At 68.7% G+C, this 22979-nt stretch carries 19 protein-coding genes; 9 read left to right on the top strand and 10 right to left on the bottom strand.

The genetic code is table 11. The annotated features are described in order from the left end of the window. The first annotated feature begins 2 nt into the window (after nt 1–2). The 6 genes from gspN to VLK31_RS04195 all read left to right on the top strand — a co-directional run bounded on the left by gspN (nt 3) and on the right by VLK31_RS04195 (nt 8185). The gene (gene gspN / locus VLK31_RS04170; protein WP_409167095.1) at nt 3–803 is read left to right on the top strand and encodes a type II secretion system protein N; all 801 of its coding nucleotides are present in this window, start codon (nt 3–5) and stop codon (nt 801–803) included. A gap of 5 nt (nt 804–808) precedes the next feature. Beyond that, entirely contained in the window at nt 809–3109 is a 2301-nt protein-coding gene (gspD, locus tag VLK31_RS04175) for a type II secretion system secretin GspD (protein ID WP_409167096.1), read from the top strand. A gap of 10 nt (nt 3110–3119) precedes the next feature. Further along, entirely contained in the window at nt 3120–4517 is a 1398-nt protein-coding gene (locus tag VLK31_RS04180) for a GspE/PulE family protein (RefSeq protein ID WP_409167097.1), read from the top strand. 30 nt (nt 4518–4547) lie between these two features. Beyond that, nucleotides 4548–5786: a type II secretion system inner membrane protein GspF gene (gene gspF, locus VLK31_RS04185; RefSeq protein ID WP_409167098.1), complete on the top strand. Its 1239-nt coding sequence runs from the start codon at nt 4548–4550 to the stop codon at nt 5784–5786. A 37-nt stretch (nt 5787–5823) separates the two neighbouring features. Then, nucleotides 5824–6723, top strand: a complete 900-nt coding sequence (locus VLK31_RS04190; protein WP_409167099.1) for a 5'-nucleotidase — start codon at nt 5824–5826, stop codon at nt 6721–6723. A 70-nt stretch (nt 6724–6793) separates the two neighbouring features. Beyond that, nucleotides 6794–8185, top strand: coding sequence for an 8-oxoguanine deaminase (locus tag VLK31_RS04195; protein WP_409167100.1), 1392 nt, complete (start codon nt 6794–6796; stop codon nt 8183–8185). A gap of 45 nt (nt 8186–8230) precedes the next feature. Here the strand turns inward: VLK31_RS04195 and VLK31_RS04200 are convergent, their stop codons facing one another. Genes VLK31_RS04200 through VLK31_RS04210 form a run of 3 tightly spaced genes read right to left on the bottom strand, consistent with a single transcriptional unit; the run spans nt 8231 to nt 10435 of the window. Beyond that, a complete protein-coding gene (locus VLK31_RS04200; RefSeq protein ID WP_409167101.1) occupies nt 8231–9520 on the bottom strand; it encodes a c-type cytochrome in 1290 nt (429 codons plus the stop codon). A 13-nt stretch (nt 9521–9533) separates the two neighbouring features. Then, nucleotides 9534–10250 (bottom strand): c-type cytochrome, encoded by a 717-nt coding sequence (locus tag VLK31_RS04205; protein WP_409167102.1) that lies wholly within the window; start codon nt 10248–10250, stop codon nt 9534–9536. After that, on the bottom strand, nt 10247–10435 hold the full coding sequence (locus tag VLK31_RS04210; protein ID WP_409167103.1) for a DUF2970 domain-containing protein: 189 nt from the start codon (nt 10433–10435) through the stop codon (nt 10247–10249). The genes VLK31_RS04205 and VLK31_RS04210 overlap by 4 nt, the downstream gene beginning before the upstream one ends. A 118-nt stretch (nt 10436–10553) precedes the next feature. Between VLK31_RS04210 and VLK31_RS04215 the strand changes: the two genes are divergently transcribed. Continuing rightward, on the top strand, nt 10554–11972 hold the full coding sequence (locus VLK31_RS04215; protein WP_409167104.1) for a PLP-dependent aminotransferase family protein: 1419 nt from the start codon (nt 10554–10556) through the stop codon (nt 11970–11972). Here the strand turns inward: VLK31_RS04215 and VLK31_RS04220 are convergent. The 6 genes from VLK31_RS04220 to VLK31_RS04245 all read right to left on the bottom strand — a co-directional run bounded on the left by VLK31_RS04220 (nt 11920) and on the right by VLK31_RS04245 (nt 19490). Beyond that, nucleotides 11920–13185, bottom strand: coding sequence for an MFS transporter (locus tag VLK31_RS04220; RefSeq protein WP_409167105.1), 1266 nt, complete (start codon nt 13183–13185; stop codon nt 11920–11922). The two genes, VLK31_RS04215 and VLK31_RS04220, sit on opposite strands and share 53 nt — an antisense overlap. Nucleotides 13186–13254: 69 nt before the next feature. Continuing rightward, nucleotides 13255–14100: a phosphonoacetaldehyde hydrolase gene (gene phnX / locus VLK31_RS04225; RefSeq protein WP_409167106.1), complete on the bottom strand. Its 846-nt coding sequence runs from the start codon at nt 14098–14100 to the stop codon at nt 13255–13257. A gap of 85 nt (nt 14101–14185) precedes the next feature. Beyond that, nucleotides 14186–15328, bottom strand: a complete 1143-nt coding sequence (locus VLK31_RS04230; RefSeq protein WP_409167107.1) for a TIGR03364 family FAD-dependent oxidoreductase — start codon at nt 15326–15328, stop codon at nt 14186–14188. Then, a complete protein-coding gene (locus VLK31_RS04235; protein ID WP_409167108.1) occupies nt 15329–17044 on the bottom strand; it encodes a putative 2-aminoethylphosphonate ABC transporter permease subunit in 1716 nt (571 codons plus the stop codon). It lies immediately after the preceding gene. 297 nt (nt 17045–17341) lie between these two features. Further along, a complete protein-coding gene (locus tag VLK31_RS04240; RefSeq protein WP_409167109.1) occupies nt 17342–18424 on the bottom strand; it encodes an ABC transporter ATP-binding protein in 1083 nt (360 codons plus the stop codon). 31 nt (nt 18425–18455) lie between these two features. Continuing rightward, nucleotides 18456–19490: a putative 2-aminoethylphosphonate ABC transporter substrate-binding protein gene (locus VLK31_RS04245; RefSeq protein ID WP_409167110.1), complete on the bottom strand. Its 1035-nt coding sequence runs from the start codon at nt 19488–19490 to the stop codon at nt 18456–18458. Nucleotides 19491–19782: 292 nt separating this feature from the next. On the opposite strand from VLK31_RS04245, the gene VLK31_RS04250 reads away from it, so the two are divergent. Further along, complete coding sequence (locus tag VLK31_RS04250) at nt 19783–20343, top strand: phosphonate degradation HD-domain oxygenase (RefSeq protein WP_409167111.1); 561 nt, start codon at nt 19783–19785, stop codon at nt 20341–20343. Nucleotides 20344–20463: 120 nt separating this feature from the next. After that, complete coding sequence (locus tag VLK31_RS04255; RefSeq protein ID WP_409167112.1) at nt 20464–22272, top strand: ABC transporter ATP-binding protein/permease; 1809 nt, start codon at nt 20464–20466, stop codon at nt 22270–22272. Between the two features lie 5 nt (nt 22273–22277). Here VLK31_RS04255 and queC read toward each other — a convergent pair whose 3' ends face one another. After that, nucleotides 22278–22976, bottom strand: coding sequence for a 7-cyano-7-deazaguanine synthase QueC (queC, locus tag VLK31_RS04260; RefSeq protein ID WP_409167113.1), 699 nt, complete (start codon nt 22974–22976; stop codon nt 22278–22280). Nucleotides 22977–22979 lie beyond the last annotated feature (3 nt).

The raw sequence follows: 22979 nt of genomic DNA on the forward strand, positions 1-22979 counted from the left end.
GCATGGTGACCCGCGCCCCCCTTTCCGAACCCAGGGCGCGCCGCGGCTGGCGCTGGGCGCTGCTGGGCATTGCCATCGGCGTACTGCTGGCGGTGGTGCTGTTCGCGCCGGCGCGCTGGCTGTCGGCGGCGCTGTCGGGCTGGACCCAGGGCCGCCTGGTGCTGGCCAACCCGCGCGGCACAGTCTGGAACGGCACGGCCGCCGTGGTGTTCGCCAGCGGCGCCGGTGGCGCGCAGGCGGTGTCGCTGCCCGGCGTGCTTCACTGGCGCATGCGCCCCAGCTGGGGCGGCATCGTCGCCAGCCTCGATCTGCCCTGCTGCGCCGCGCAGCCACTCGAACTGCGGGCCAGCCCGCGCGCCGGTGGCCTTTTGCTCACCTGGCAGGACAGCCGCTCGCGCTGGCCCGCCACCATGCTCACCGGCCTGGGCGCGCCCTGGAACACGCTCAAGCTCGAAGGTGCGCTCGACCTCAGCACCAAGGCCTTTGCCATGCAATGGGACGGCCCCGCGCTGCGCATCGCCGGCCAGGCCACGCTCGACGCCACCGACGTTTCTTCCAGCCTGTCGACCCTGCGGCCGATGGGCAGCTACCGCCTCACGCTCGAAGGCGGCAGCCGCCCCACGCTGCTGCTGAGCACGCGCGAGGGCAGCCTCGAGCTGAACGGCAGCGGCAGCTGGAACGGCACCGCCTTCCGCTTCAACGGCGAAGCCAGTGCCGCGCCCGGCCGCGAAGACGCACTTTCCAATTTGTTGAACATCATCGGACGCCGCGACAACGCGCGTTCGATCATCACCCTGGGTTGATCCTCATGATGAAGCCACTGTTTTCGACCGGCACCGTCGCACTTGCCGTGCGCGTGCTGATCGCCGCCACGTTCCTGCAGGCGGCGCCCGCGGTGTTCGCGCAGACCGGCGACGCCCCGCGCCGCGGCGAGCCGATCACGCTGAACTTTGCCAACGCCGACATCGAGGCCGTGGCACGCACCATGGCAGTGGTGACCGGGCGCGACGTGGTGGTCGACCCGCGCGTGAAGGGCACCATGAACCTGGTCACCGACCGCGCCATCCAGCCGGGCGCCGCGTTCAACCAGTTTGCGTCGGCGTTGCGCCTGCAGGGCTTTGCGGTGGTGGAGGCCGACGGCCTGTACAAGGTGGTGCCCGAGGCCGACGCCAAGCTGCAGAGCAGCACCGTCAACACCTCCATCGGCGCCACCGCGTCCAGCGGCAGCAACCAGATCGTCACGCAGATCTTCCGGCTGAACTACGAGTCCCCCAACAGCCTGCTGCCGGTGCTGCGCCCGCTGATTCCGCCCAACAACACCATCAACGTGAACCCGGGCAACAACTCGCTCGTGATCACCGACTATGCCGACAACATGCGCCGGCTGGCGCGCATCATCGCGTCGCTGGACGTGCCCAATGCCTCCGACATCGAGGTGATCCAGCTCAAGCATTCGATTGCCACCGACATGGTGCCGCTGGTGCAGCGGCTGATCGACGGCGGCGGCTCCGGCGCACCGGGTGCCGCGGCCGTGCCGGGTGGGGCCGATGCCTCGTTTCGCACCACGCTGATGGCCGACCCGCGCAGCAACTCGCTGATTCTTCGCGCGGCCAACCCGGCGCGCGTGAGCCTGGTGCGCTCGCTGGTCGACAAGCTCGACCGCCCCGCCGCGGAGAGCAGCAACGGCGCGGCCGGCAACATCTACGTGGTCTATCTGAAGAACGCCGACGCGGTGCGCCTGGCGTCCACGCTGCGCGCCGCCATGGCGGCCAACCAGATCAACACCACGCAGGGGGGCGCGGGCGGCGGTGGCGCGGGGCAGCCGCAGGCACAGAACGCCTTGGCGCAGCAAGGGCAGCAAACGGCCTTTGGCGGCGGTGGCCAGGGCAGCAGCTCGCCGCAGGCGTCGGCCCCGCTGAACAACGCCAACCAGCCTTCCACCGGCGGGCAGATCCAGGCCGACCCGAGCACCAATTCGCTGATCATCACCGCGCCCGAGCCGCAGTACCGCCAGATGCGCGCCGTGATCGACAAGCTCGACGGGCGCCGCGCGCAAGTGATGATCGAGGCGTTGATCGTCGAGGTGAACGCCACCAAGGCCGCGAACTTTGGCGTGCAGTGGCAAAGCGCGCTGGGCAACAACGCGGTGATCGGCACCAATTCGAGCCTGACCGGCTCCAACATCCTGACGCTGACCCAGGCCATCGCCACGCGCAACGCCGCGGGCATCAGCCTTCCCACCGGCCTCAACCTGGGCATTGCGGGCAAGGTCGGCGGCCAGTACATCCTGGGCGCCATCGCCAACTTCTTCAGCAGCGACAACGACGCCAACGTGCTGTCCACGCCCAACCTGCTCACGCTGGACAACGAAGAGGCCAAGATCGTCATCGGCCAGAACGTGCCGTTTCCCACGGGCTCGTACGCCAGCACCTCGGGCTCGGTGGGCATCAACCCCTTCACCACCGTGGAGCGCAAGGACGTGGGCCTCACGCTGCGCGTGCGCCCGACCATCAACGAGAACGGCACCGTGAAGATGCAGATCTTCCAGGAGATCTCCAACGTCGCGGCCGGCACCACCACCGACCCCAACGGCCCCACCACCAACAAGCGTTCGCTCGAGTCGAGCGTGCTGGTGGAAGACGGCGGCCTGGTCATGCTGGGCGGCCTGCTGTCGGACACCTACGGCAACTCCGTCGAGAAGGTGCCGCTTGCCGGCGACATCCCCATCGTGGGCAACCTGTTCAAGAACGAGATCCGCAAGCGCGAGAAGAACAACCTGATGATGTTCCTGCGCCCGGTGGTCATGCGCGACGCCAATGCCACCGAAAATTTCGCCTACGACCGCTACGACCAGATCCGCGGCCTGCAGCAGGCCACGCAGCCCAACACCGACAACGTGATGCTGCGCAATGTGAATGCAGCACCGGTGCTGCCGGAGTCGCCGCCGCTGGGCGCCGCCAGCAACCGCACCGGCGGCCTGCGCGAAGAAGGCACCCAGCTGATTCCGCAGCCGGCGCTGCCACGCGACAACCGCAAGCTGGCCCCCAGCCCGCTGCGTGGCGCCTTGCCGCCCACGGCCGACCCGGTCAGCGCGCGCGAACTGCCCTGATACTGCTGCGATGTCCACCCGCTACCCCCTGCCATACGCGTTCGCACGCAGCCAGCAACTGCTGCTGGAGCAAACCGACGACGGCCGCTACACGCTGTGGATGTCCTCGCACCCCGCGCGCAGCGCCGTGAGCGAGGTGGCGCGCAAGCACGGCGTGCAGGCCTTCGAGGTGCTGGCCGACGGGGTGCTGGCGCAACGCATCAGCGCGGCCTACGCGCAGGGCGAATCGAGCGCTGCCGCCGTGGTGAGCGAGGTGCAGAACGACGCCGACCTCTCGCGCATGATGCAGGAGCTGCCCGCCGTGGAAGACCTGCTGGCCAGCGCGGGCGACGCGCCCATCATCCGCATGCTGAATGCGCTGCTCACGCAGGCCGCGCGCGACGGCGCCAGCGACATCCACATCGAGCCCTACGAGCGCACGTCTTCCGTGCGCTTTCGCATCGACGGCACGCTGCGCGAAGTGGTGCAGCCCAACCGCGCGCTGCACGCGGCGCTGATCTCGCGGCTGAAGATCATGGCCGACCTCGACATCTCCGAAAAGCGCCTGCCGCAGGACGGGCGCATCAGCCTGCGCATCGGCACGCGCGCGGTCGACGTGCGCGTGTCGACGCTGCCCAGCGCGCACGGCGAACGCGCCGTGCTGCGGCTGTTGGACAAGAGCGAATCGAAGCTCACGCTCGAATCGGTGGGCATGCAGGGCGACACGCTGAACCGCTTCGAAAAGCTCATCTCGCAGCCGCACGGCATCATTCTGGTGACCGGGCCCACGGGCTCGGGCAAGACCACCACGCTGTACGCCGCGCTGGCCCGGCTCGATGCGAGCCGCAGCAACATCATGACGGTGGAAGACCCCATCGAGTACGAGCTGCCGGGTGTGGGCCAGACCCAGATCAACGCGAAGATCGAACTCACCTTCGCCAAGGCCCTGCGCGCCATCCTGCGGCAAGACCCCGACGTGATCATGATCGGCGAAATTCGCGACTTCGAAACCGCGCAGATTGCCATTCAGGCCTCGCTCACCGGCCACCTGGTGCTGGCCACGCTGCACACCAACGACTCGGTGAGCGCCGTCACCCGCCTGACCGACATGGGCGTGGAGCCCTTCCTGCTGAGCTCGTCGCTGCTGGGCGTGCTGGCGCAACGGCTGGTGCGCAAGGTGTGCACCGTGTGCGCCGGCGCGGGCTGCGACGTGTGCGGCCAGACCGGCTACCAGGGCCGCACCGGCATCTTCGAGCTGCTGGTGGCCGACGAGACCGTGCAGGGCCTGATCCACAGCAAGGCGGCCGAGAGCGAGCTGCTGAAGGCCGGCGCACTCGGCGGCCTGCGCCTGATGCGCGAAGACGGCGAGCGGCTGGTGCAGGCCGGCGTCACGTCGCGCGCCGAGCTGCTGCGCGTCACGCGTGACTAGCGCGCACCGCGCCAGACCGTCAAGCTCACCATGCCCGCCTATTCCTTCGAAGCCATCGATGCCACCGGCCAGTCGCGCGAAGGCGTGCTCGAGGCCGACACCGCCCGCAGCGCGCGCAGCCTGTTGCGGGCGCAGGCGCTCATTCCGCTGTCGGTCAAGCCGGTCGGCAGCGACCACATCAACGGCACCGGGAAGCGCAGCGGACTGAGCGGCTGGCTGGGCGGCGGCAAGCGCGTCTTCAACTCCACCGGCCTGGCCGTGTGGACGCGTCAGCTCGCAGGCCTGGTGTCTTCCGGCCTGCCGCTGGAACGCGCGCTCACCGCGCTCACCGACGAAGCCGAGTCGGAGCCGCAACGCAACCTGGTGGCGTCGCTGCGGGCCGAAGTCAACGCGGGCTCGCCGTTTGCGCGCGCGCTGTCGGCCCACTCGCGCGAGTTCTCTCCCATCTACACGGCAGTGATCGGCGCGGGCGAGCAAAGCGGCAACCTGGGCCTGGTGCTCGACCGCCTGGCCGACGACCTCGAAGAACGCCAGGCGCTGCAGCAAAAGCTGATTGGCGCGGCGCTGTACCCGGCCATCGTCACGCTGGTGGCGATCGTGATCGTGATCTTCCTCGTGAGCTATGTGGTGCCGCAGGTGGCGCAGGTGTTCGCGGGCACCAAGCGCTCGCTGCCCTTTCTAACCACGGTGATGCTGTCGCTGAGCGCGGGCGTGCGCAACTACGGCTGGTGGATGCTGGGCGCGCTGGTGCTCGCCTTTGTCGGCGTGCGGCTGGCGCTGGCGCAGGAGGCCTTCCGCCTGAAGTTCGATGCCGCCTGGCTCAAGCTGCCGCTGGTCGGCAAGCTCGCACGCGGCTACAACGCGGCGCGCTTTGCCAGCACGCTGGCCATGCTGGCCACGGCCGGCGTGCCAATCTTGAAGGCGCTGCAGGCGGCCTCCGAAACACTGGGCAACCGCGCCATGCGCGCCGACGCGCTCGACGCGCTGGTGCTGGTGCGCGAAGGCGCGCCGCTGGCCTCGGCGCTGGCGCAGAAAAAACGCTTTCCGGGACTGGTGTCGATGTTCGCGCGCCTGGGCGAGCAGACAGGCACGCTGCCGCTGATGCTGCAGCGCGCGGCCAACCAACTGGGCGCCGAAGTGCAGCGCCGCGCCATGCACCTGGCCACCATCCTGGAGCCGCTGCTGATCGTGGCGATGGGCGGCGTGGTGATGCTGATCGTGCTGGCGGTGATGCTGCCGATCATTCAACTGAACCAATTCATCAAGTGACGCAGCGCGTCGCTTCACGCACCCTGGAGCACACGCCATGTCCGTAACGCTCGAAGACAAGCTGGTGGTCGCGATCTCCTCGCGCGCCCTGTTCAACCTCGAAGAAGAAAACAAGGTCTTCGACGCCGGCGACAACGAGGGCTACATGAAGCTGCAGCTCGACCGCATCGACGTGCCGGCCGCGCCGGGCATCGCGTACTCGCTGATCCGCAAGCTGCTGCGCTTCAACGAAGACGGCGTGCAGCGCGTGGAGGTGGTGATTCTGTCGCGCAACGATCCGGTGTCGGGCATGCGCATCTTCAAGTCGAGCGCGGCGGCCGACATCAAGCTGCAGCGCGGCGTGTTCACGCAGGGCCGCCCGCCCTTCGGCTACCTGCGCCCGTTGCGCGCGCACCTGTTCCTGTCGGTCAATGCGCAGGATGTGCGCGAGGCGCTGGTTGCGGGCTTTCCGGCCGCGCGCGTGCTGGTGGAGTCGGTGAAGGCCAGCGAAGCATGGCCGAACGAAGTGCGCATTGCCTTCGACGGCGACGCGGTGCTGTTCAGCGACGAGGCCGAGCGCGTGTTCCAGGCCGAGGGCCTGGACGCCTTTCAGGCGCACGAACTCAGCAAGGCCGACCTGCCACTGCCCGAAGGCCCGTTCAAGCCCCTGCTGATGGCCTTGCACCGGCTGCAGATGGCGGGCAACGCGCAGATGCGCATTCGCACCGCGCTGGTCACCGCGCGCAGCGCACCGGCGCACGAGCGCGCCATTCGCACGCTGATGAAGTGGAACATCCGCGTCGACGAGGCCATGTTTCTGGGCGGCCTGCCCAAGGGCGAGTTTCTGCGCGAGTTCGAGCCCGACTTCTTCTTCGACGACCAGACCGGTCACGTGGATGCGGCCTCGCGGCATGTGCCGGCAGGGCATGTGAGCAGCGGCATCAGCAACGAGCTCTGATCAGGGGGCGAGCGGGCGCGGCCCCGCCCACGGGCTTGCCCGCGCGCTGAGCGCGCGCAAGAATGCCGGCATGCTGATCCTTCGACATGCCGACGTTCTGGTCACCATGGACGCCGCACGGCGCGAAATTGCCGACGGCGCCGTGGTGTGCGACGGGCCCGCGGTGGCCTGGGTCGGGCCCACGGCCGAGCTGCCTGCCCCCTGCCTCGACGCGCTGCGCAACGGCCAGGCCGAGGCGCTCGACATGCAGGGCCATGTGGTGATGCCGGGCCTGGTCAACACGCACCACCACATGTACCAGAGCCTCACGCGCGCCGTGCCCGACGCGCAGAACGCCGAGCTGTTCGGCTGGCTTACCCACCTGTACCTGCTGTGGGCGCGCCTCACGCCCGAGGCGATTCGCGTGTCCACGCAGACCGCCATGGCCGAGCTGATGCTCTCGGGCTGCACCACCAGCAGCGACCACCTCTACCTGTTTCCCAACGGCTCGCGGCTGGACGATTCCATCGAGGCGGCCGACGCCATGGGCATGCGCTTTCATGCGGCGCGCGGCAGCATGAGCGTGGGCCGCAGCGCCGGCGGCCTGCCGCCCGACGAGGTGGTGGAGAGCGAAGCCGCCATCCTGCGCGACAGCGAGCGGCTCATCGACCGCTGGCACGACGCCTCGCGCCATTCGATGCGCCGCATCGTGCTGGCGCCGTGCTCGCCGTTCTCGGTGTCGCGCGACCTGATGCGCCTGTCGGCCGAGCTGGCGCGCGAGCGCGGCGTGTCGCTGCACACGCACCTGGCCGAGAACGACAACGACGTGGCCTACTCGCGCGAAAAGTTCGGCATGACACCGGCCGAGTACGCCGAAGACCTGGGCTGGGTAGGGCGCGATGTGTGGCACGCGCACTGCGTGAAGCTCGACGAAGCCGGCATCGCGCTGTTCGGGCGCACCGGCACCGGCGTGGCGCACTGCCCGTGTTCCAACATGCGGCTGGCCTCAGGCATTGCGCCCATCGGCGCGATGCGGCGCGCGGGCGTGCCCGTGGGGCTGGGCGTGGACGGCAGTGCATCGAACGACGGCGCGCACCTGCTGGGCGAGGCGCGCCAGGCCATGCTGCTGCAGCGCGTGGGCCACGGGCCGGCCGCCATGACGGCACGCGAGGCGCTGGAAATTGCCACGCTGGGCGGCGCGCAGGTGCTGGGGCGCGACGACATCGGCGCGCTTGCACCGGGCATGTCGGCGGACATCGTGGCCTTCGACCTGCGTGGCGTGGCGCATGCCGGCGCGTGGCACGACCCGGTGGCGGCGCTGGTGTTCTGCACGCCGGGCACGGTGTCGCTGAGCGTGATCGACGGCGCGGTGCGCATCCGCGACGGGCGCTTCACCGGGCTGGAACTCGCGCCGCTGCTGGCGCGGCACCGCGACCTGGCGCGTGCGCTGTACGACAGCGCGCGGCACCCGCACGCGGCGTGACGCGGCGGGGGCTCAGCCGGGCCTCAGCCGGGCTTGAACGGCGCCTCAGCGGCGCATGGTGTCCAGCTGCGTGACCGGCGCGCTGTCGTTGCCCCACGAGCCGCGCACATAGGTCAGCACGGCCGCCACGTCGGCGGCGTCCAGCACCTGGCCGAACGGCGGCATGCCGTAGGGGCGCGGATTGCCGGCCGTCGTCGGCAGGAAGCCGCCATGCGACACCACCTGAACCAGGTTGGTGGGCCGCGCCATGTTGACGGCACGGTTGCCCGCCAGCGGCGGATACGCGCCGGCCGCGCCCTGCCCCTGGTCGCCGTGGCAGTAGGCGCAGCGCTGGTCGTAGATCTTCGCGCCGCGCGCCATGGTGCCGGCGTCGCGGCGGATGGGGGCCTTGGCCGCGGGCGTAGCGTCGGCGGCGTCTGCGCGTGTCTTGGGCAAGTCCTTCAGATAGCTCGCCATTGCGCCCAGGTCGGCGTCGCTCAGGTACTGCGTGCTGCGAAACACCACGTCGGCCATCGGGCCCATGACGGAGCCGTGCGGCGCCAAGCCCGTCTTCAGCAGCGCCACCACGTCGGCCTGGGGCCAGTCGGCCACGCCGGCTTCGTGCGGGTCGGTGAGCGAGGGCGCGTACCAGTTCTCCACCGCGATCAGGCCACCGGAGAGGCCGAGCCTGGTGTCGGTCGCGCCCAGCGAATTGCGCGGGCCGTGGCAGGCGATGCAATGCCCCAGCCCGTTGACCAGGTAGGCACCGCGGTTCCACTCGGCGGGCTTGCCGGCGCTGGCCAAGAAGGGCTCGGGCTTGAACGACAGCGCGCGCCACACGGCCAGCGCCGGTTGCGTGTCGTACGGAAAGCGCAGCCGGTGCGCCTTGTTGGCCTCGGTGATGGCCGGCACGCTGCGCAGGTAGGCGTAGATGGCGTCGGAGTCGTCGCGCGTCACCTGGGTGAAGTTGGGGTACGGGAACGCGGGGTACAGCAGGCGGCCGTCTTTGCCGCGGCCGTTGTGCATGGCGCGCCAGAAGTGCGCGCTGCTCCAGCTGCCGATGCCGGTGCCGTCGTCGGGCGTGAGGTTGCTCGAATAGATGGTGCCGAAGGGCGTGTCGATAGGCAGGCCGCCCGCATAGGGCCGGCCGCCGCGCGTGGTGTGGCAGCCCGCGCAGTTGCCGGCCAGCGCGAGGTAGCGCCCGCGCTCGACCTGCTGCGGCGTGGACTGGAACGCTTGCGCCTGCGCGGGCAGCGGGTCTTCGCCGCGCAGGTTCAGCGCCACGACGGTGCCGGCGGCCACGGCCAGCAGCACGAACAGGGTCAGCAGGGTCCAGAGCAGGTGTCGCAGTTTCATGAGCGCGGCCCTGTCACTTCTTCACTTCGGTGGTGCCGCCGCAGGCGATGGGCATGGGCGCGGGCAGCGATGCGGCAGGCTTGGCATTGGCCGGCACCGGCTGCGTGGCCAGCCAGCCGGCCACGGCGTTCACGTCGGAGGTCCACATGCGCCGGCCGACTTCGGCCATGCAATCGGGCGCCTGCGCATGTCGCTCGTTGGTGAGCCAGGCACCCAGCTGCGAGGCCAGGTACAGGCGCGGCAGGCCCAGCAGCCCCGGCGTGGCCGGCTGCACGCCGGTGAGCGCCGCGCCGTGGCATTGAACGCACGCGGGCAGCCGGCGCTCCGGGTCGCCCTGCAGCGCCAGCATGCGGCCGCGTGCGAGCACCTCGGGCGTGGCGTCGCTGGTGGGCGAGACCGGCGGGTACGGCAGGTCGAGCCCGGCGAAGTAGTCGGCAATTTCGTGCAGGTAGGCGTCGGACATGTGCTGAACCATGTACGCCATGTCGGTGTTGAAGCGGCGCCCGTCGCGAAAGCTCACGAGCTGGTTGAACAGGTAGCCGGCCGGCTTGCCCGCCAGCCGCGGAAAGTAGCCCGCGTTGCTGGTCGCGCCCTCGCGGCCGTGGCAGGCAATGCAGGCGGCCACGCGCTGTTCGATGGTGTCGGGCACGGTGGCCGGCGTGGCCGCGCCGGCCAGGGCCTGCCACGCGAGCAGCAGCCCGAGCGCAAGAAACCGCAGCCCGCGCTTCATGCGCCGGCGGCGTAATGCGCCAGGGCCATCAGCCCGGCGATCAGCAGCAGCACCAAAACCAGCGCCACGCCAATCAGCGGCAGGATGCCGACCTGCGCGGTGCGCTGGTCGGCGTCGGCACGGCGTCCGCCCAGCCCGATGAAACTCCAGAGAACGGCGCGCACCGCGCGCATGAGATTCGACATGGGCTCGAGTGTGGACCGAAGCGCATCAAAAAAACAGATGCAGATTCGCTCCAATTGACCAGCGCAGATAAAGTGCTGCCGAATGACGAACAACCCCCATCAGGCGACATGAAGCGATATGAAGCGATATGAATCGCTCGCCGCCGACATCGAGGCCTCGATCCGCAACGGCACGCTGAAAACCGGCGACCGCTTGCCCTCCGTGCGCCACACCGGCCAGAGCCGCGGGGTCAGCGCGTCCACCGTGTTCCAGGCGTACTACCTGCTGGAGGCCCGCGGCCTGGTGCGTGCGCGCGACCGCTCGGGCTACTACGTCGCCGGCGGCGGCCTGCGCGACGCGCCACCCGAATCCAACCTCACCTCGCGCCCCGCCAGCAGCCCGCTGTCGCTCGACGTGAGCGACCAGGTGTTCGACATCCTCGAAGCCAGCATGTCGCGCAAGGTGGTGCCTTTCGGCTCGGCCTTTCCGAGCCCGCTGCTGTTTCCGCTGGCGCGGCTGGGGCAGTTCATGGCGGCCAGCGCCAAGGCGCTCGACCCGTGGAGCACGGTGGACGACCTCACGCCCGGCAGCGCCGCGCTGCGCCGCCAGATCGCGCTGCGCTACCTGGCCGAAGGCATGCCGGTGCCGGCCGACGAAATCGTGGTGACCAACGGCGCGCTGGAGGCGCTCAACCTCTGCCTGGCGGCGGTCACGCGGCCGGGCGACGCGGTGATCGTCGAATCGCCCACCTTCTATGCGGCGCTGCAGTCGCTGGAGCGCATGGGGCTGCGCGCCATCGAGGTGCCCACGCACCCGGGCGAAGGCATCGACCTGGCCGCACTGGAGCTGGCCATTGCGGCGCACAGGCCCACCGCCTGCTGGCTCATGACCACCTTTCAGAACCCGCTGGGCAGCCTGATGCCCGACGCGAAGAAGAAGGCGCTGGTCGAACTGCTGGCGCGGCACGAACTGCCATTGATCGAAGACGACGTGTACGCGGAGCTCTACTTCGGCGAACGCCGCCCCGCGCCGGCCAAGGCCTTCGACACGCAAGGGCTGGTGCTGCACTGCTCGTCTTTTTCGAAGTGCCTGGCGCCGGGCTACCGCATCGGCTGGGCGTCGGCCGGGCGCTTCGCGCGGCAGGTCGCACGGCAAAAGCTCACGACCACGCTCAGCACCTCGGCGCCCGCGCAGCAGGCGCTCGCGGGCTACCTGGAACGGGGCGGCCTCGACAAGCACCTGCGCAAGCTGCGCCAGACACTGGCCCTGCAGCAGGCCACCTTCGCGCAGGCCGTGGGCCATTACTTTCCGCCGGGCACGCGCGCCACGCGGCCGCTGGGCGGGTACTTCATGTGGGTCGAACTGCCGGCGCGGGCCAACGCGCTGGCGCTTCACCGCAAGGCGCTGGAGCTTGGCATCAGCGTGGCGCCGGGGCCTATTTTTTCAGCGACGCGCGCCTTCGCCAACTGCCTGCGGCTGAACTACGGCCACCCCTGGGACACGGTCAGCGAGCAGGCGATGCAGACACTCGGCCGACTGGTCGCCGAAGCGTCCTGAACAGCAGAAACGCCGCGATGCTCACGTTCACCAGGTTGAACGCAATGCCGTTCAAGAACGCCGCGTGGTAACTACCCGTGAGGTCGAACACCTTGCCAGACATCCACCCGCCCAGCGCCATGCCGAACAGCGTGAACATCAGCACCGTGCCCACGCGCGCACCGGCTTCCTTCGGCGGAAAATGCTCGCGAATGATGATGGCGTAGGAGGGCACGATGCCGCCCTGGAACAGCCCGAACAGCGCTGAAATGACATACAGCGGCACCAGCCCGTCGAACGGCAGAAACAGCAGCAGCGCCACGCACTGCAGCAGCCCGCCCAGCATCAGTGTGCGCAGCCCGCCGATGCGGTCGCAGATGGCGCCCGACACCAGCCGGCTCACGATGCCGAAGCCCAGCATCAGCGACAGCATCATCGCGCCCTGTGCAGGGCCGTAGCCCAGGTCGCCGCAGTACGCCACGATGTGCACCTGCGGCATGGCCATGGCCACGCAGCAGGCCACGCCGGCCACGCACAGCAGGCCTTGCGCGGTGCCCATGCTGAGACCGAAGGGCCGCGTCATGTCGCGCGCAACACCAGTGCTCGATGCGCTGGCGGCGGGTGCCTCGGCCAGCGCGGGCGGCCGTGCGCGAAAGCACAGCGCCAGCAGCGCCATCGTCACGCCGCAGAAGATGCCCATGCCGATGTAGGTCTGGCGCCAGCCCACCGTTTCGACGAAGTGCTGCGCAATGGGCGGCCACACCGCGCCCGCCAGGTAGTTGCCGCTGGCGCACACCGCCACCGCAATGCCGCGCCGCTTGACGAACCACAGCGAGGTGTCGGCCACCAGCGGCGCAAAGGCCACCGAACTGCCGAGCAGGCCGACCAGCAAGGCCTGCGCGACGGTGAACGACACGATGCCGCCCGACAGCCCCGTGGCCACATACCCCAGGCCCAGAAAGACCGAGCCCATGAGCAGCGGCCACATCACGCCGACCCGGTCGGCCAGCTTGCCCATGAGCACCCCGCCAAAGCCGAAGCCCAGCATCAGCATCGTGTAGGGCAGCGAGGCATCGGCGCGCGCCAGGCCAAACTCGGCCTGCACCGCGGGCAGCATCACCGACACCACGTACATGCCGCTGCTGCCGACCGTCATGATCAGCAGCGTGAGGCCCAGGCGCACCATGGCGTAGCGCGAATCCGCCTGGTGGGCGGTTGTCTCTTTGTTGTTCATTGTTTGGCTCCGCGGCGAGGATACCCCGCGAGCCGCAGCGGCGCGCCCTTCAGCGGCCTCCGGCAGCGTTCAGCCGCCGGTGGCCGCGGGCCGTTCACCCGCCTGCAACCGCCGCTCGATGTCGTCCAGCACCCGCGCCAGATCGGCCACGCTGTCGATCACGTAGTGCGCGCCCGCGGCCTCCAGCGCGGCGGTTGCGCTGGCACGGCGCTCCTGCTGCTGCGCTTCGCCAAGCGCCTGCCACTCAGTCAGCGTGAGCCCGTTGGCGTTGCCGCTGATCGCCAGGCCCACGGCCCAGGTGCCGGCGTTCAGCCCCTCCTGCAGGCCCACGCCGGTGTCGTCGACCTTCACCACGGTGTGCGGCGGCCACACGCCGAGGTCGGCGAAGCAGCGGTACATCATGAGCGGCGACGGGCGGCCTTCGGCCAGGTCGCCGCCGCACACCAGGTTGTCGGGCGCATAGCCACCGGCCGCGGCAATGGGCACCACCACTTCCATGATCGGGCGGTTGTAGCCGGTGGTCGAGCCGATCTTCAGGCCGCGCGCGCGTGCCGCATTCACGGCCTCCAGCGCACCGGGAATGAACGCGGCATGGTCGCGCGCGCTGGCCGCGTTCATGGGCGTGAACACTTCGTAGAGCATGTCGACGTCGGCATCGGTGAAGGCATGGCCTTGTTTGGCCTCCCATTGCGCGGCAATGCGCGCCAGCGTGCCCAGCGCCTTGATGTGGTCCCACTTGGCCATGCCCATGGGGCCGCGCGCCTCGGCGATGGTGATGTCCACGCCGAACTGTTCGAACAGCTTCACGAACGCACCCATGGGCGCGCAGGAGCCGAAATCAAGGATAGTGCCGGCCCAGTCGAACACGACGGCCTGGAGTTGCGAATGCGAGTCGGGATGGGGGTGGGCGTTCATGGATGAAAGGATAGAAAGAATCGGTTGAAAGGCCAACGCGGCGCGCGCTCATCAGGCATCACGCATCACCAGGCATCACCACGCATCACCACGCCTCGAACACGTCGTGCGCAATGCCGAAGCCGGTGCTCGCGCCGCTGCCGCTGGTGACCAGCACCACGCGCGTGGCGTCGTCGGGCGCGTCGATCACGCAGGGCGTGGTCTTCGACGACGGGTACACGCCGGTCCAGCGCTCGGTGATTCGCGCGGTCTCCAGGTTCAGCGTGCTGCGCAGGTGCCGCAGGATGAGCTGGTCGACCGCTTCCATCGCAAAGGGCTCGGGCGCGTCGGCGTAGTGGTGCGAGTCACCCACCACCAGCGAGCCGTCGGCGCTCTGCACCACGATGAGGTGAATGCCGTGGTCGAGCGAGGCGGCCTCTTCCTGCTGCAGGCGTGCGCGCAGCGCGGCGGCCTGGGGCAAGGTGCTGTAGCCCTCGTAGCGCACCAGGCTCAGGTCCATCATCACCGAGCCCGGCAAGTGGAAGCCGGCCTCGGGCTGCACGCGCAGCATCTGCAGGCGGCACAGCGTGAGCGCGTGCGCGGCAATGCGCTCGGCGAACAAGCCGTGCAGGTCGGTGTTCGTGCACACCACCACGCGCTCGGCATGCAGCGTGCCGCGCGCGGTGCGCACGCGCGGCGTCTGCACGTCGAGCACGGCCTCGCTGAAGCGAAAGCTCACGCCGTGCGCTTCGGCCAGCCAGCGCGTGAGCAGGCCGATGGCGGTGCGCGACTCCACGCGCAGCTCGTGCGGGCTGAACAGCACGGACTGCGCATCGGCCAGGCTCAGCGCCGGCGCCCTGGCCTGCGCGTCGGCCGCGTCCAGCAGCTCGCAGGCTTCGCCCATCGGCGTGCGCATGAAGGCCTCCAGCACGTCGTGCGCCTCGGGGCGGTAGGCCGCGAGCCAGAGGTTGCGGTGCACCACGTCGATACCCGCATAAGGCGCAATCTGCTGCCACACCTCGCGCGCATGCATGGCGCGGCGCCAGGTGTCGCCGGGCGCCTGGCCGGTGACGGTGATGAAGCCGAAGTTGCGAATCGACGCGCCCACGCAGGCCGCGTCGCGCTCGACCACGCACACCTTCAGCCCGCGTTGCGCGGCGGTGTACGCATGGGCCAGGCCGACGATGCCGGCGCCGACCACGATCAGGTCGAAATGGTCGGGGTGGTGGGCTTGTGCGGTGCCGGGCATTCAGCGGTGCCTCCAGGTTTGGGTGCGCTCGAGCGCCCAGTGCCCCGCCAGCGCGAACACGCCCCGGCCGGCCGCGGCCGTGAGCATGATCAGCGAGGCCATGGCGGCGGCGGGCGCCACGTCGCCGGCGTCGTCCATGTTCAGCACGGCAACGGCGGCCAGCGAGGTCTGTGGCGAATACAGAAACACGACGGCCGACACGGTGGTCATCGCGTTGACGAAAAAGTACCCGCCCACGTTGAGCACCGTGGGCAGCGCCACCGGCAGGTGCACCAGCCACAGCGTGCGCCAGAACGGCACCCCCATCGACTCCGACACCAACTCGTACTCGCGGTCGAGCTGGCGCAGCGCGGTGAGCGAGGTGAGGTGCGCCACCGAGAAGAAGTGCGCCACGGTGCACACCACCAGAATGGTCATGCTGCCGTAGATGGCACGCAGCGGGTTCGCGGGCGAGATGAAGAAGAAGATGTAGCCCACGCCCAGCACCAGCCCCGGCACCGCCAGCGGCAGGTTGGCCAGCAGGTTGAGCAGCTCGCGCAACAGGCCGAAGTGGCGCGGCTTCTCGACCAGGTAGGCCGACACAAAGGTGGCGAGCGCGCCCGCCACCGCCGCGCACACAGCCAGCCGAAGCGAGTTGACGTAGCTGCCCCAGCCGCCGCCGTCCATGTTGCTGAAGTCGTAGTTCTTGAGCGACGGCGTGAGCTGGTAGGGCCAGTAGGTGGCCAGCGATGCGAACACGGCCATGCCGATCATCACCAGAATGGCCAGCGCCGTGAGCGCGCAGAACGCGAGCAGCGCGCGGTCGCGCACGCGCACCGGCTCAGGCTGATAAGGCGTGGCGCGCGCGGAGAGCGCCGCGGCCTGTTTGCTGCGCACGCGGCGCTCGACCAGAAACGACAGCACCGCCGGAATGAGCAGCACCAGGCCGACCACGGCGCCCATCTGAAAGTTCTGCTGCCCCACCACCTGCTTGTAGATGTCGGTGGCCAGCACGCCGGTCTGGCCGCCCACCACCTTGGGCACGCCGAAGTCGGTGATGACCAGCACGAACACGACCATGGCGGCCACGACGAGGCCGTAGCGCGAGGCGGGCAGTGTCACGGTGCGAAAGATGCGCCAGCGCGAGGCGCCCAGCGTTTGCGCGGCCTCGTAGAGCCGGCCGTCGGAGGTGGCCATGGCGGTGGTGAGAATCAGCAGCGCATGCGGCAGCGTCCAGAACACCGAGCCGAGCACGATGCCCAGCGGCCCGTAGATCGATACGTCGCCGAGCAGGCCTTTGAACAGGCCCTGGTTGCCGAAGAGGTACACGAGGCTGATGGCGGGCAGCAGCGAAGGCGCGAGCAGCGGCACGAGCGCGACGGCGCGCAGCAGGCCTTTCGCAGGCATGCAGGAGAGCGTGAGGCCGTACGCATACACGTAGGCGATGGCGGTGCAGATCACGGCGCTGAGGGCGGCCAGGCCCAGGCTGTTGAAGGCCGACTGCACGAGCGCGGGGTTGTCTAAATAGCGCGCGAAGTTCGCGAGGCCCACGAAGGCCCCTGCGCGGTCGAAGAAGCTCTGGCCGACCAATGCACCGACGGGCAACGCGACGATCACTACCAGCAGCAGCACCATCGTCACGACGGCGGCAGCTGTCAGCCAGCGCTCGCGGTCGAAGGCGCTGCTGCTTTTCGTCGTCAGCGGGATGACGGCGGTGGCTTCTTGGGGGCTGCTCATGGGGCGGACTTCTTCAGGGCGCGTGCACAGGCCACCGGGTACTCCCCTCCGCGAATGTCCCCCGGCCTGCGGCCTCCTCCTTTATTTCGCTGCGGGGAGCACCCGGTGCCCTGTTCACGTGGACACGCTGTCGGTGATCGCACGATCAACGACCGCTCCGCATAACGCTCACGCCGATGGTGGGCTTCTTTTCGCGAAATAAAGGAGGAGGCCGAAGGCCGGGGGACATTCGAGAAAAGAAGCACGCCGTCGGCGTGGGCGCGCCCTGAACGACGCGCACACGAAAAAGCACTCATCTCAATGCGCCAACACAGACAGCGCATTCAACGGCAACTGGATATGCACCATGCTGCTGGGCACCAGCGGCTCCCCGCCACCGCCACGCGCATCGGCCGGCAACTCGGCCTCGATCTCGATCCCCAGCGGCTCGCAGGCCAGCCGCGCAGACGTGCGGTTGCCGAAGAACTCGGTGTCCAGCAGACGCGCCGCAAAACTGTTGGCACCCAGCTCGGTGCCGAAGCGCTTCACCACCACGTGCTCGGGACGAATCCCCACAGTGGCTTGCGAGCCGACGCTCAAGTTGCCCGGCGCGCAGAACAGCTCGCTGTCGCGCACACGAACCTTGCCGTCGGCCAACACCGTGGCGGGCAACATGTTCATGCGGCCGACAAAGCCGGCCACAAAACGCGTGCGCGGCTGGCGGTACAGCTCGTCGGGCGTGCCGGCCTGCTCGATGCGGCCGTTGTGCATCAACACCACACGGTCGGCCATCGACAGCGCTTCTTCCTGGTCGTGCGTGACCATGATCGTGACGATGCCCAGGCGCTTCTGCAGCGCGCGAATCTCGCTGCGCAAACTGGCGCGCACCTGCGCGTCGAGCGCGGAGAGCGGCTCGTCGAGCAGCAGCAGGCGCGGGTTGGGGGCCAATGCACGCGCCAGGGCCACGCGCTGCTGCTGGCCGCCCGAGAGCTGCACCGGATACTTGTCGGCATGCGCGGTGAGGCCGACCAGGTCGAGCATCTCGCGCGAACGCTTGGCCATCTCGCGGGCCAATGCGCCCGTGGGATGCAGGCCGTAGGCAATGTTCTGCGCGGCCGTGAGGTTGGGGAACAGCGCATACGACTGAAACACCACGCCAAAGCCGCGCGCCGCGGGCGGCAGGCCCGCGATGTCCTGGCCGCCCAGCAAGATCTGGCCGCTGTCGGCACGCTCGATGCCGCACACGATGCGCAGCAGCGTGGTCTTGCCGCAGCCCGACGGGCCGAGCAGGCACACGAACTCGCCGGGCTCGATGTCCAGGTCGATGCCGTCGAGCACGCGGGTGGCGCCAAAGGACTTGCCGATGCCGCGAAGGGAGAGAAAGCTGCTGCTGCTCGTCATGGCCGGTTACCGCTTTGATTCGAACAACAGATCAGAGCGGCTTCTTCTCGGACTTCGACTCGTAGCGCTTGGACCACTCCGTCAGGATGCGCTCGCGGTTCGCGGCAGCCCAGGTGAAGTCGTTCTTGGCCAGCAGCTTCTCGACGTCGCCCGGCACGAACTCCAGCTTTTCCTGGATGCCCGGCAGCGCGAGCACCGCGAAGTTCTTCGCGTAGAGCTCGTTGGCCTGCCTGGTCACGGCCCAGTCGGCCAGCGCCTTGGCGGCTTCCTGCTTCTTGCTGGTCTTCATGATGCCGGTGGCTTCCATGTCCCAGCCCAGGCCTTCCTTGGGCAGCACGATGTCGATGGGCGCGCCGTCGCGCTTGGTCTTGTTGGCGCGGTATTCGAAGGACATGCCCAGCGCGAACTCACCCGCGCCAGCCTGGCGGCAGGGCTTGCTGCCCGACTGGCTGTAGATGCCGATGTTCTGGTGCAGCGCGTCCATGTACTTCCACGCGTTGTCTTCGCCCATCATCTGGATCCAGCCCGACACCATCAGGTAGCCCGTGCCCGAGGCGGCCGGGTTGGGCATGGTGATCTGGCCCTTGTAGACGGGGTTGGTCAGGTCGGCCCAGCTGGTGGGCTTGGGCAGGTTCTTCTTGGTCGCTTCGGTGGTGTTGAAGCAGATGGCCGACGACCACACGTCCATGCCGACCCACTTGGGCGGGTTGGCCGGGTCGCGCATGGTGGGCTTGATGGCGTCCAGCCCCTTGGGCGCGTAGGGCTGGAGCATGCCTTCCTTGTCGAGCAGCATGAGCGACGTGGCGGCCAGGCCCCACACCACGTCGGCCTGCGGGTTGGCCTTTTCGGCCAGCAGCTTGGCGGTGACGATGCCGGTGGAGTCGCGCACGAACTTCAGCTCCACGCTGGGGTTTTCTTTCTCGAAGGCGGCCTTGTAGGCCTGCACCTGGTCGGCCTCGAGCGCGGTGTAGACCAGCAGCTCGGTGCGGCCCTGGGCCGATGCGGCAAAGGCCAGCGAGAACAGGGCGGCCGGCACGAAGGCCCAGCGGAGTTGACGGTGCAGCATGGTGAGGTTTCCTCGGGAGAAAAAGGGAGAAACGGGGAGAAAAGAAAGGGCGCGATGCCGGCAAACGCACAGGCAAGCAAAAGTACACAAGCGCTGCGCGGCAACGAATGCGGGCGATGCTGGCAGTGGCATGTGACAGGCATTTGTCAGATGCCTCAAAAAACCCCAAATCCCCAAAACGGCGGCAAAGCTCGGAGGGGTGGCGGCTGTTTCGTCATGCGCATGTCACTGCGTCACGGCAAGCTGCGTGGGTTATTGCCCCGCGCTTTTCGCTTTCGCTGCGTTCCACTTCATGACCCTCGACCTCCCCGAAATCGCCCGCCTGTTCGCGGAACGCGGCGGGCTTGCGTACGCGGGCGAACCGGTGTCGCAAAGCGAACATGCGCTGCAGTGCGCGTGGCTCGCGGAACAGGCCGGCGCCAGTGACGCACTGGTCACCGCCGCGCTGCTGCACGACCTGGGCCACCTGCTGATTGCCGAGCACCAGACGCTGTCGCAGTCGCCCACCGAGCTGGGCATCGACGACCGCCACCAGTACATCGCCCTGCCCTTGCTGCGCGGCGCGTTCGACGCCGCCGTGCGCGAGCCGATTCGCCTGCATGTCGACGCCAAGCGCTACCTGTGCGCCACGCAGCCCGACTACGTGGCGAAGCTCTCGCCGGATTCGGTGCGCAGCCTCGCGCTGCAGGGCGGCGTGATGAACGACGACGCGGCGCTGCGCTTTGCCGCGCTCGCATGGGCGGCAGACGCGGTGCGCCTGCGGCTGTGGGACGAAGCAGCGAAGGTCGAAGGCCTGCGGACGCCACCGCTGGCGCATTTCCTTGCGACCGCGGCCCGGGTCATGCTGCGCTGAGCTGCATCTTTTTCGGTATCAGGCTGCATTTCAGGCAGATTTAATAAGCCTTTAAGAAACCTTTGTTTACTATGTTTTCCTCACGATGACCGGCGCGCGAGCGCCTGCGAGGAAAACCGAATGTCTTCATCCGTCACAGCGCGCGCAGGCTCTTTCGTTCAAGTGCTGCGCCGCGTCTTCAAGCTCGCGGCGCCCTACTTTCAGTCGGAAGAAAAATGGCGCGCCCGCGCCATGCTGCTGACCATCGTTGCGCTCAACCTGTTCTATGTGTACGTGGCCGTGCTGGGCAACGAGTGGTACGGGCGCTTCTACGACGCGCTGCAGACCAAGAACCAGGCCGTGTTCTGGCGCGAGGTGGGCGTGTTCGGCTGGATCGCCTTTGCCAACATCGCGGTGCAGGTGCTCAAGTTCTATGTGACGCAGCTGCTGCAGTTGCGCTGGCGCTCCTGGATGACGCGCAGCTACCTGTCGCGCTGGATGGCCGACCGCACCTTCTATCACCTGGAGCTGGCGCGTTACGGTGGCCAGGCCGGCAAGGCAGGCAACGAAGGCCAGACCCCCGACAACCCCGATCAGCGTCTGCAGGAAGACATGCAGATCTTCACCAGCGCCACCATGACGCTGTCGATGGGCCTGCTGAACGCGGTGGTCACGCTCATGAGCTTCATCGGCCTGCTGTGGGGGCTGTCGGGCAATTTCTCTTTCACCTTCAGCGGCACCACGTACCAGATCGTCGGCGCGATGGTGTGGGTGGCGCTGGTGTACTCCGTCATCGGCACGGTCATCACGCATTTCATCGGCCGCCCGCTGATCAAGCTGAACTTCACCCAGCAGCGCTACGAGGCCGACTTTCGCCACCACCTGGTGCGCGTGCGCGAGTACAGCGAGGCCATTGCGCTGGACAAGGGCGAGAAGGTGGAGCGCGAGCAGCTCGACCTGCGCTTTGGCGACGTGCTGCGCAACTACCTGCAGCTGATCAAGCAGCAGAAGAACCTGGTCACCTTCACCTCGTTCTTCGGGCAGGCGGCGGTGATCTTTCCGTTTCTGGTGGCGGGGCAGCAGTACTTTGGCGGGGCCTTTCAGCTCGGGCATCTGATGCAGATTGGCTCGGCCTTCGGCAAGGTGCAGGAGTCGCTCAGCTGGTTCGTCGACAACTACGACAGCGTGGCCGTGTGGCGCGCCACCACCGACCGCCTGACCAGCTTCGACGACGGCATGCGCGCGCATGCGCAGCGCGACCACGGCCTGCAGCGCACGCCCGCGGACGTGCTGCGCACCGACGACCTCGCGGTGGCGCTGCCCAACGGCACGCCGCTGCTGGCGGGCGCCGCACTGGCGGTGAAGGCGGGCGACAGCGTGCTGCTGCAGGGCCCCTCGGGCAGCGGCAAGTCGACGCTGTTCCGCTCGTTCGCGGGCATCTGGCCGTTCTCCAAGGGCACGCTGGACGTGCCCGACAACGTGGCCTTCATGCCGCAGCGCCCCTACGTGCCCGACGGCAAGCTGCGCGACGCGCTGACCTACCCCAACCCGGCCACCAACTTCAGCGATGACCAGCTGCGCCAGGCCCTGGCCGACGCCCTGCTGCCCGACCTGGTCGCGCGGCTGGACGACAGCGACGCCTGGAGCCAGAAGCTCTCGGGCGGCGAGCAGCAGCGCCTGGCCATTGCACGGGTGCTGTTGAAAAAGCCGGCGTGGCTCTTTGCCGACGAGATCACCAGCGCGCTGGACGCGCAGGCCGAAGGCGTGCTCTACAAGCGCCTGGCGGCCACGGTGCAGGCGGCGGGCGGCGCGATGGTGTCGATCGCGCACCGCGCGGCGGTGGGCGACTTTCACAACCAGCGCTGGACGATGGTGCCGCAGGAAGAGGGAGCGAACGGCGGTGCGCGCTACCGCCTGAACACCTCGGCGGTTCAGCCCGCCGCGGTGTAGCCGATTTAGCCGATGTAACGCTCCCAGCCCTTCTTGCGCAGCTCGCAGGCGGGGCACTCGCCACAGCCGTAGCCCCAGGCCTGGCGGTGCTCGCGGTCGCCCAGGTAGCAGGTGTGGGTTTCTTCCACGATCAGCTCGACCAGCGGCTCGCCGCCCAGGCGGTGGGCCATCTGCCAGGTCTCGGCCTTGTCGATCCACATCAGCGGCGTTTCGATGACCAGGCGGCGCTCCAGCCCGAGCGACAGCGCCAGCTGCATCGCCTTCATGGTGTCGTCGCGGCAGTCGGGGTAGCCCGAGAAGTCGGTCTCGCACACGCCGGTCACGATCACCTGCAGCCCGCGCCGGTAGGCCAGCGCGCCGGCCAGCGTGAGAAACAGCAGGTTGCGCCCCGGCACGAAGGTGTTGGGCAGGCCGTCGGCCTGCATGGCGAAGGCGACTTCTTCCGTGAGCGACGAGCCGCCCAGCTGCGCCAACGCGGCCAGCGTGAGCACATGGTCTTCGCCCAGGCGCGGCGCCCAGTCGGGGAAGCGCTCCCGCATCTTCGCGAGGATGGGGCCGCGCACGTCGAGCTCCACGCGGTGGCGCTGGCCGTAGTCGAAGCCCAGGGTTTCGACGCGCTGGTATTTGGAGAGCGCATCGGCGAGGCAGGTGGTCGAGTCCTGGCCGCCGGAGAACAGAACGAGGGCGGTGGTGTGCAGGGGCATATC

It is taken from the genome of Variovorax sp. H27-G14, assembly GCF_046156345.1.
Lineage (GTDB): Bacteria > Pseudomonadota > Gammaproteobacteria > Burkholderiales > Burkholderiaceae_C > Variovorax.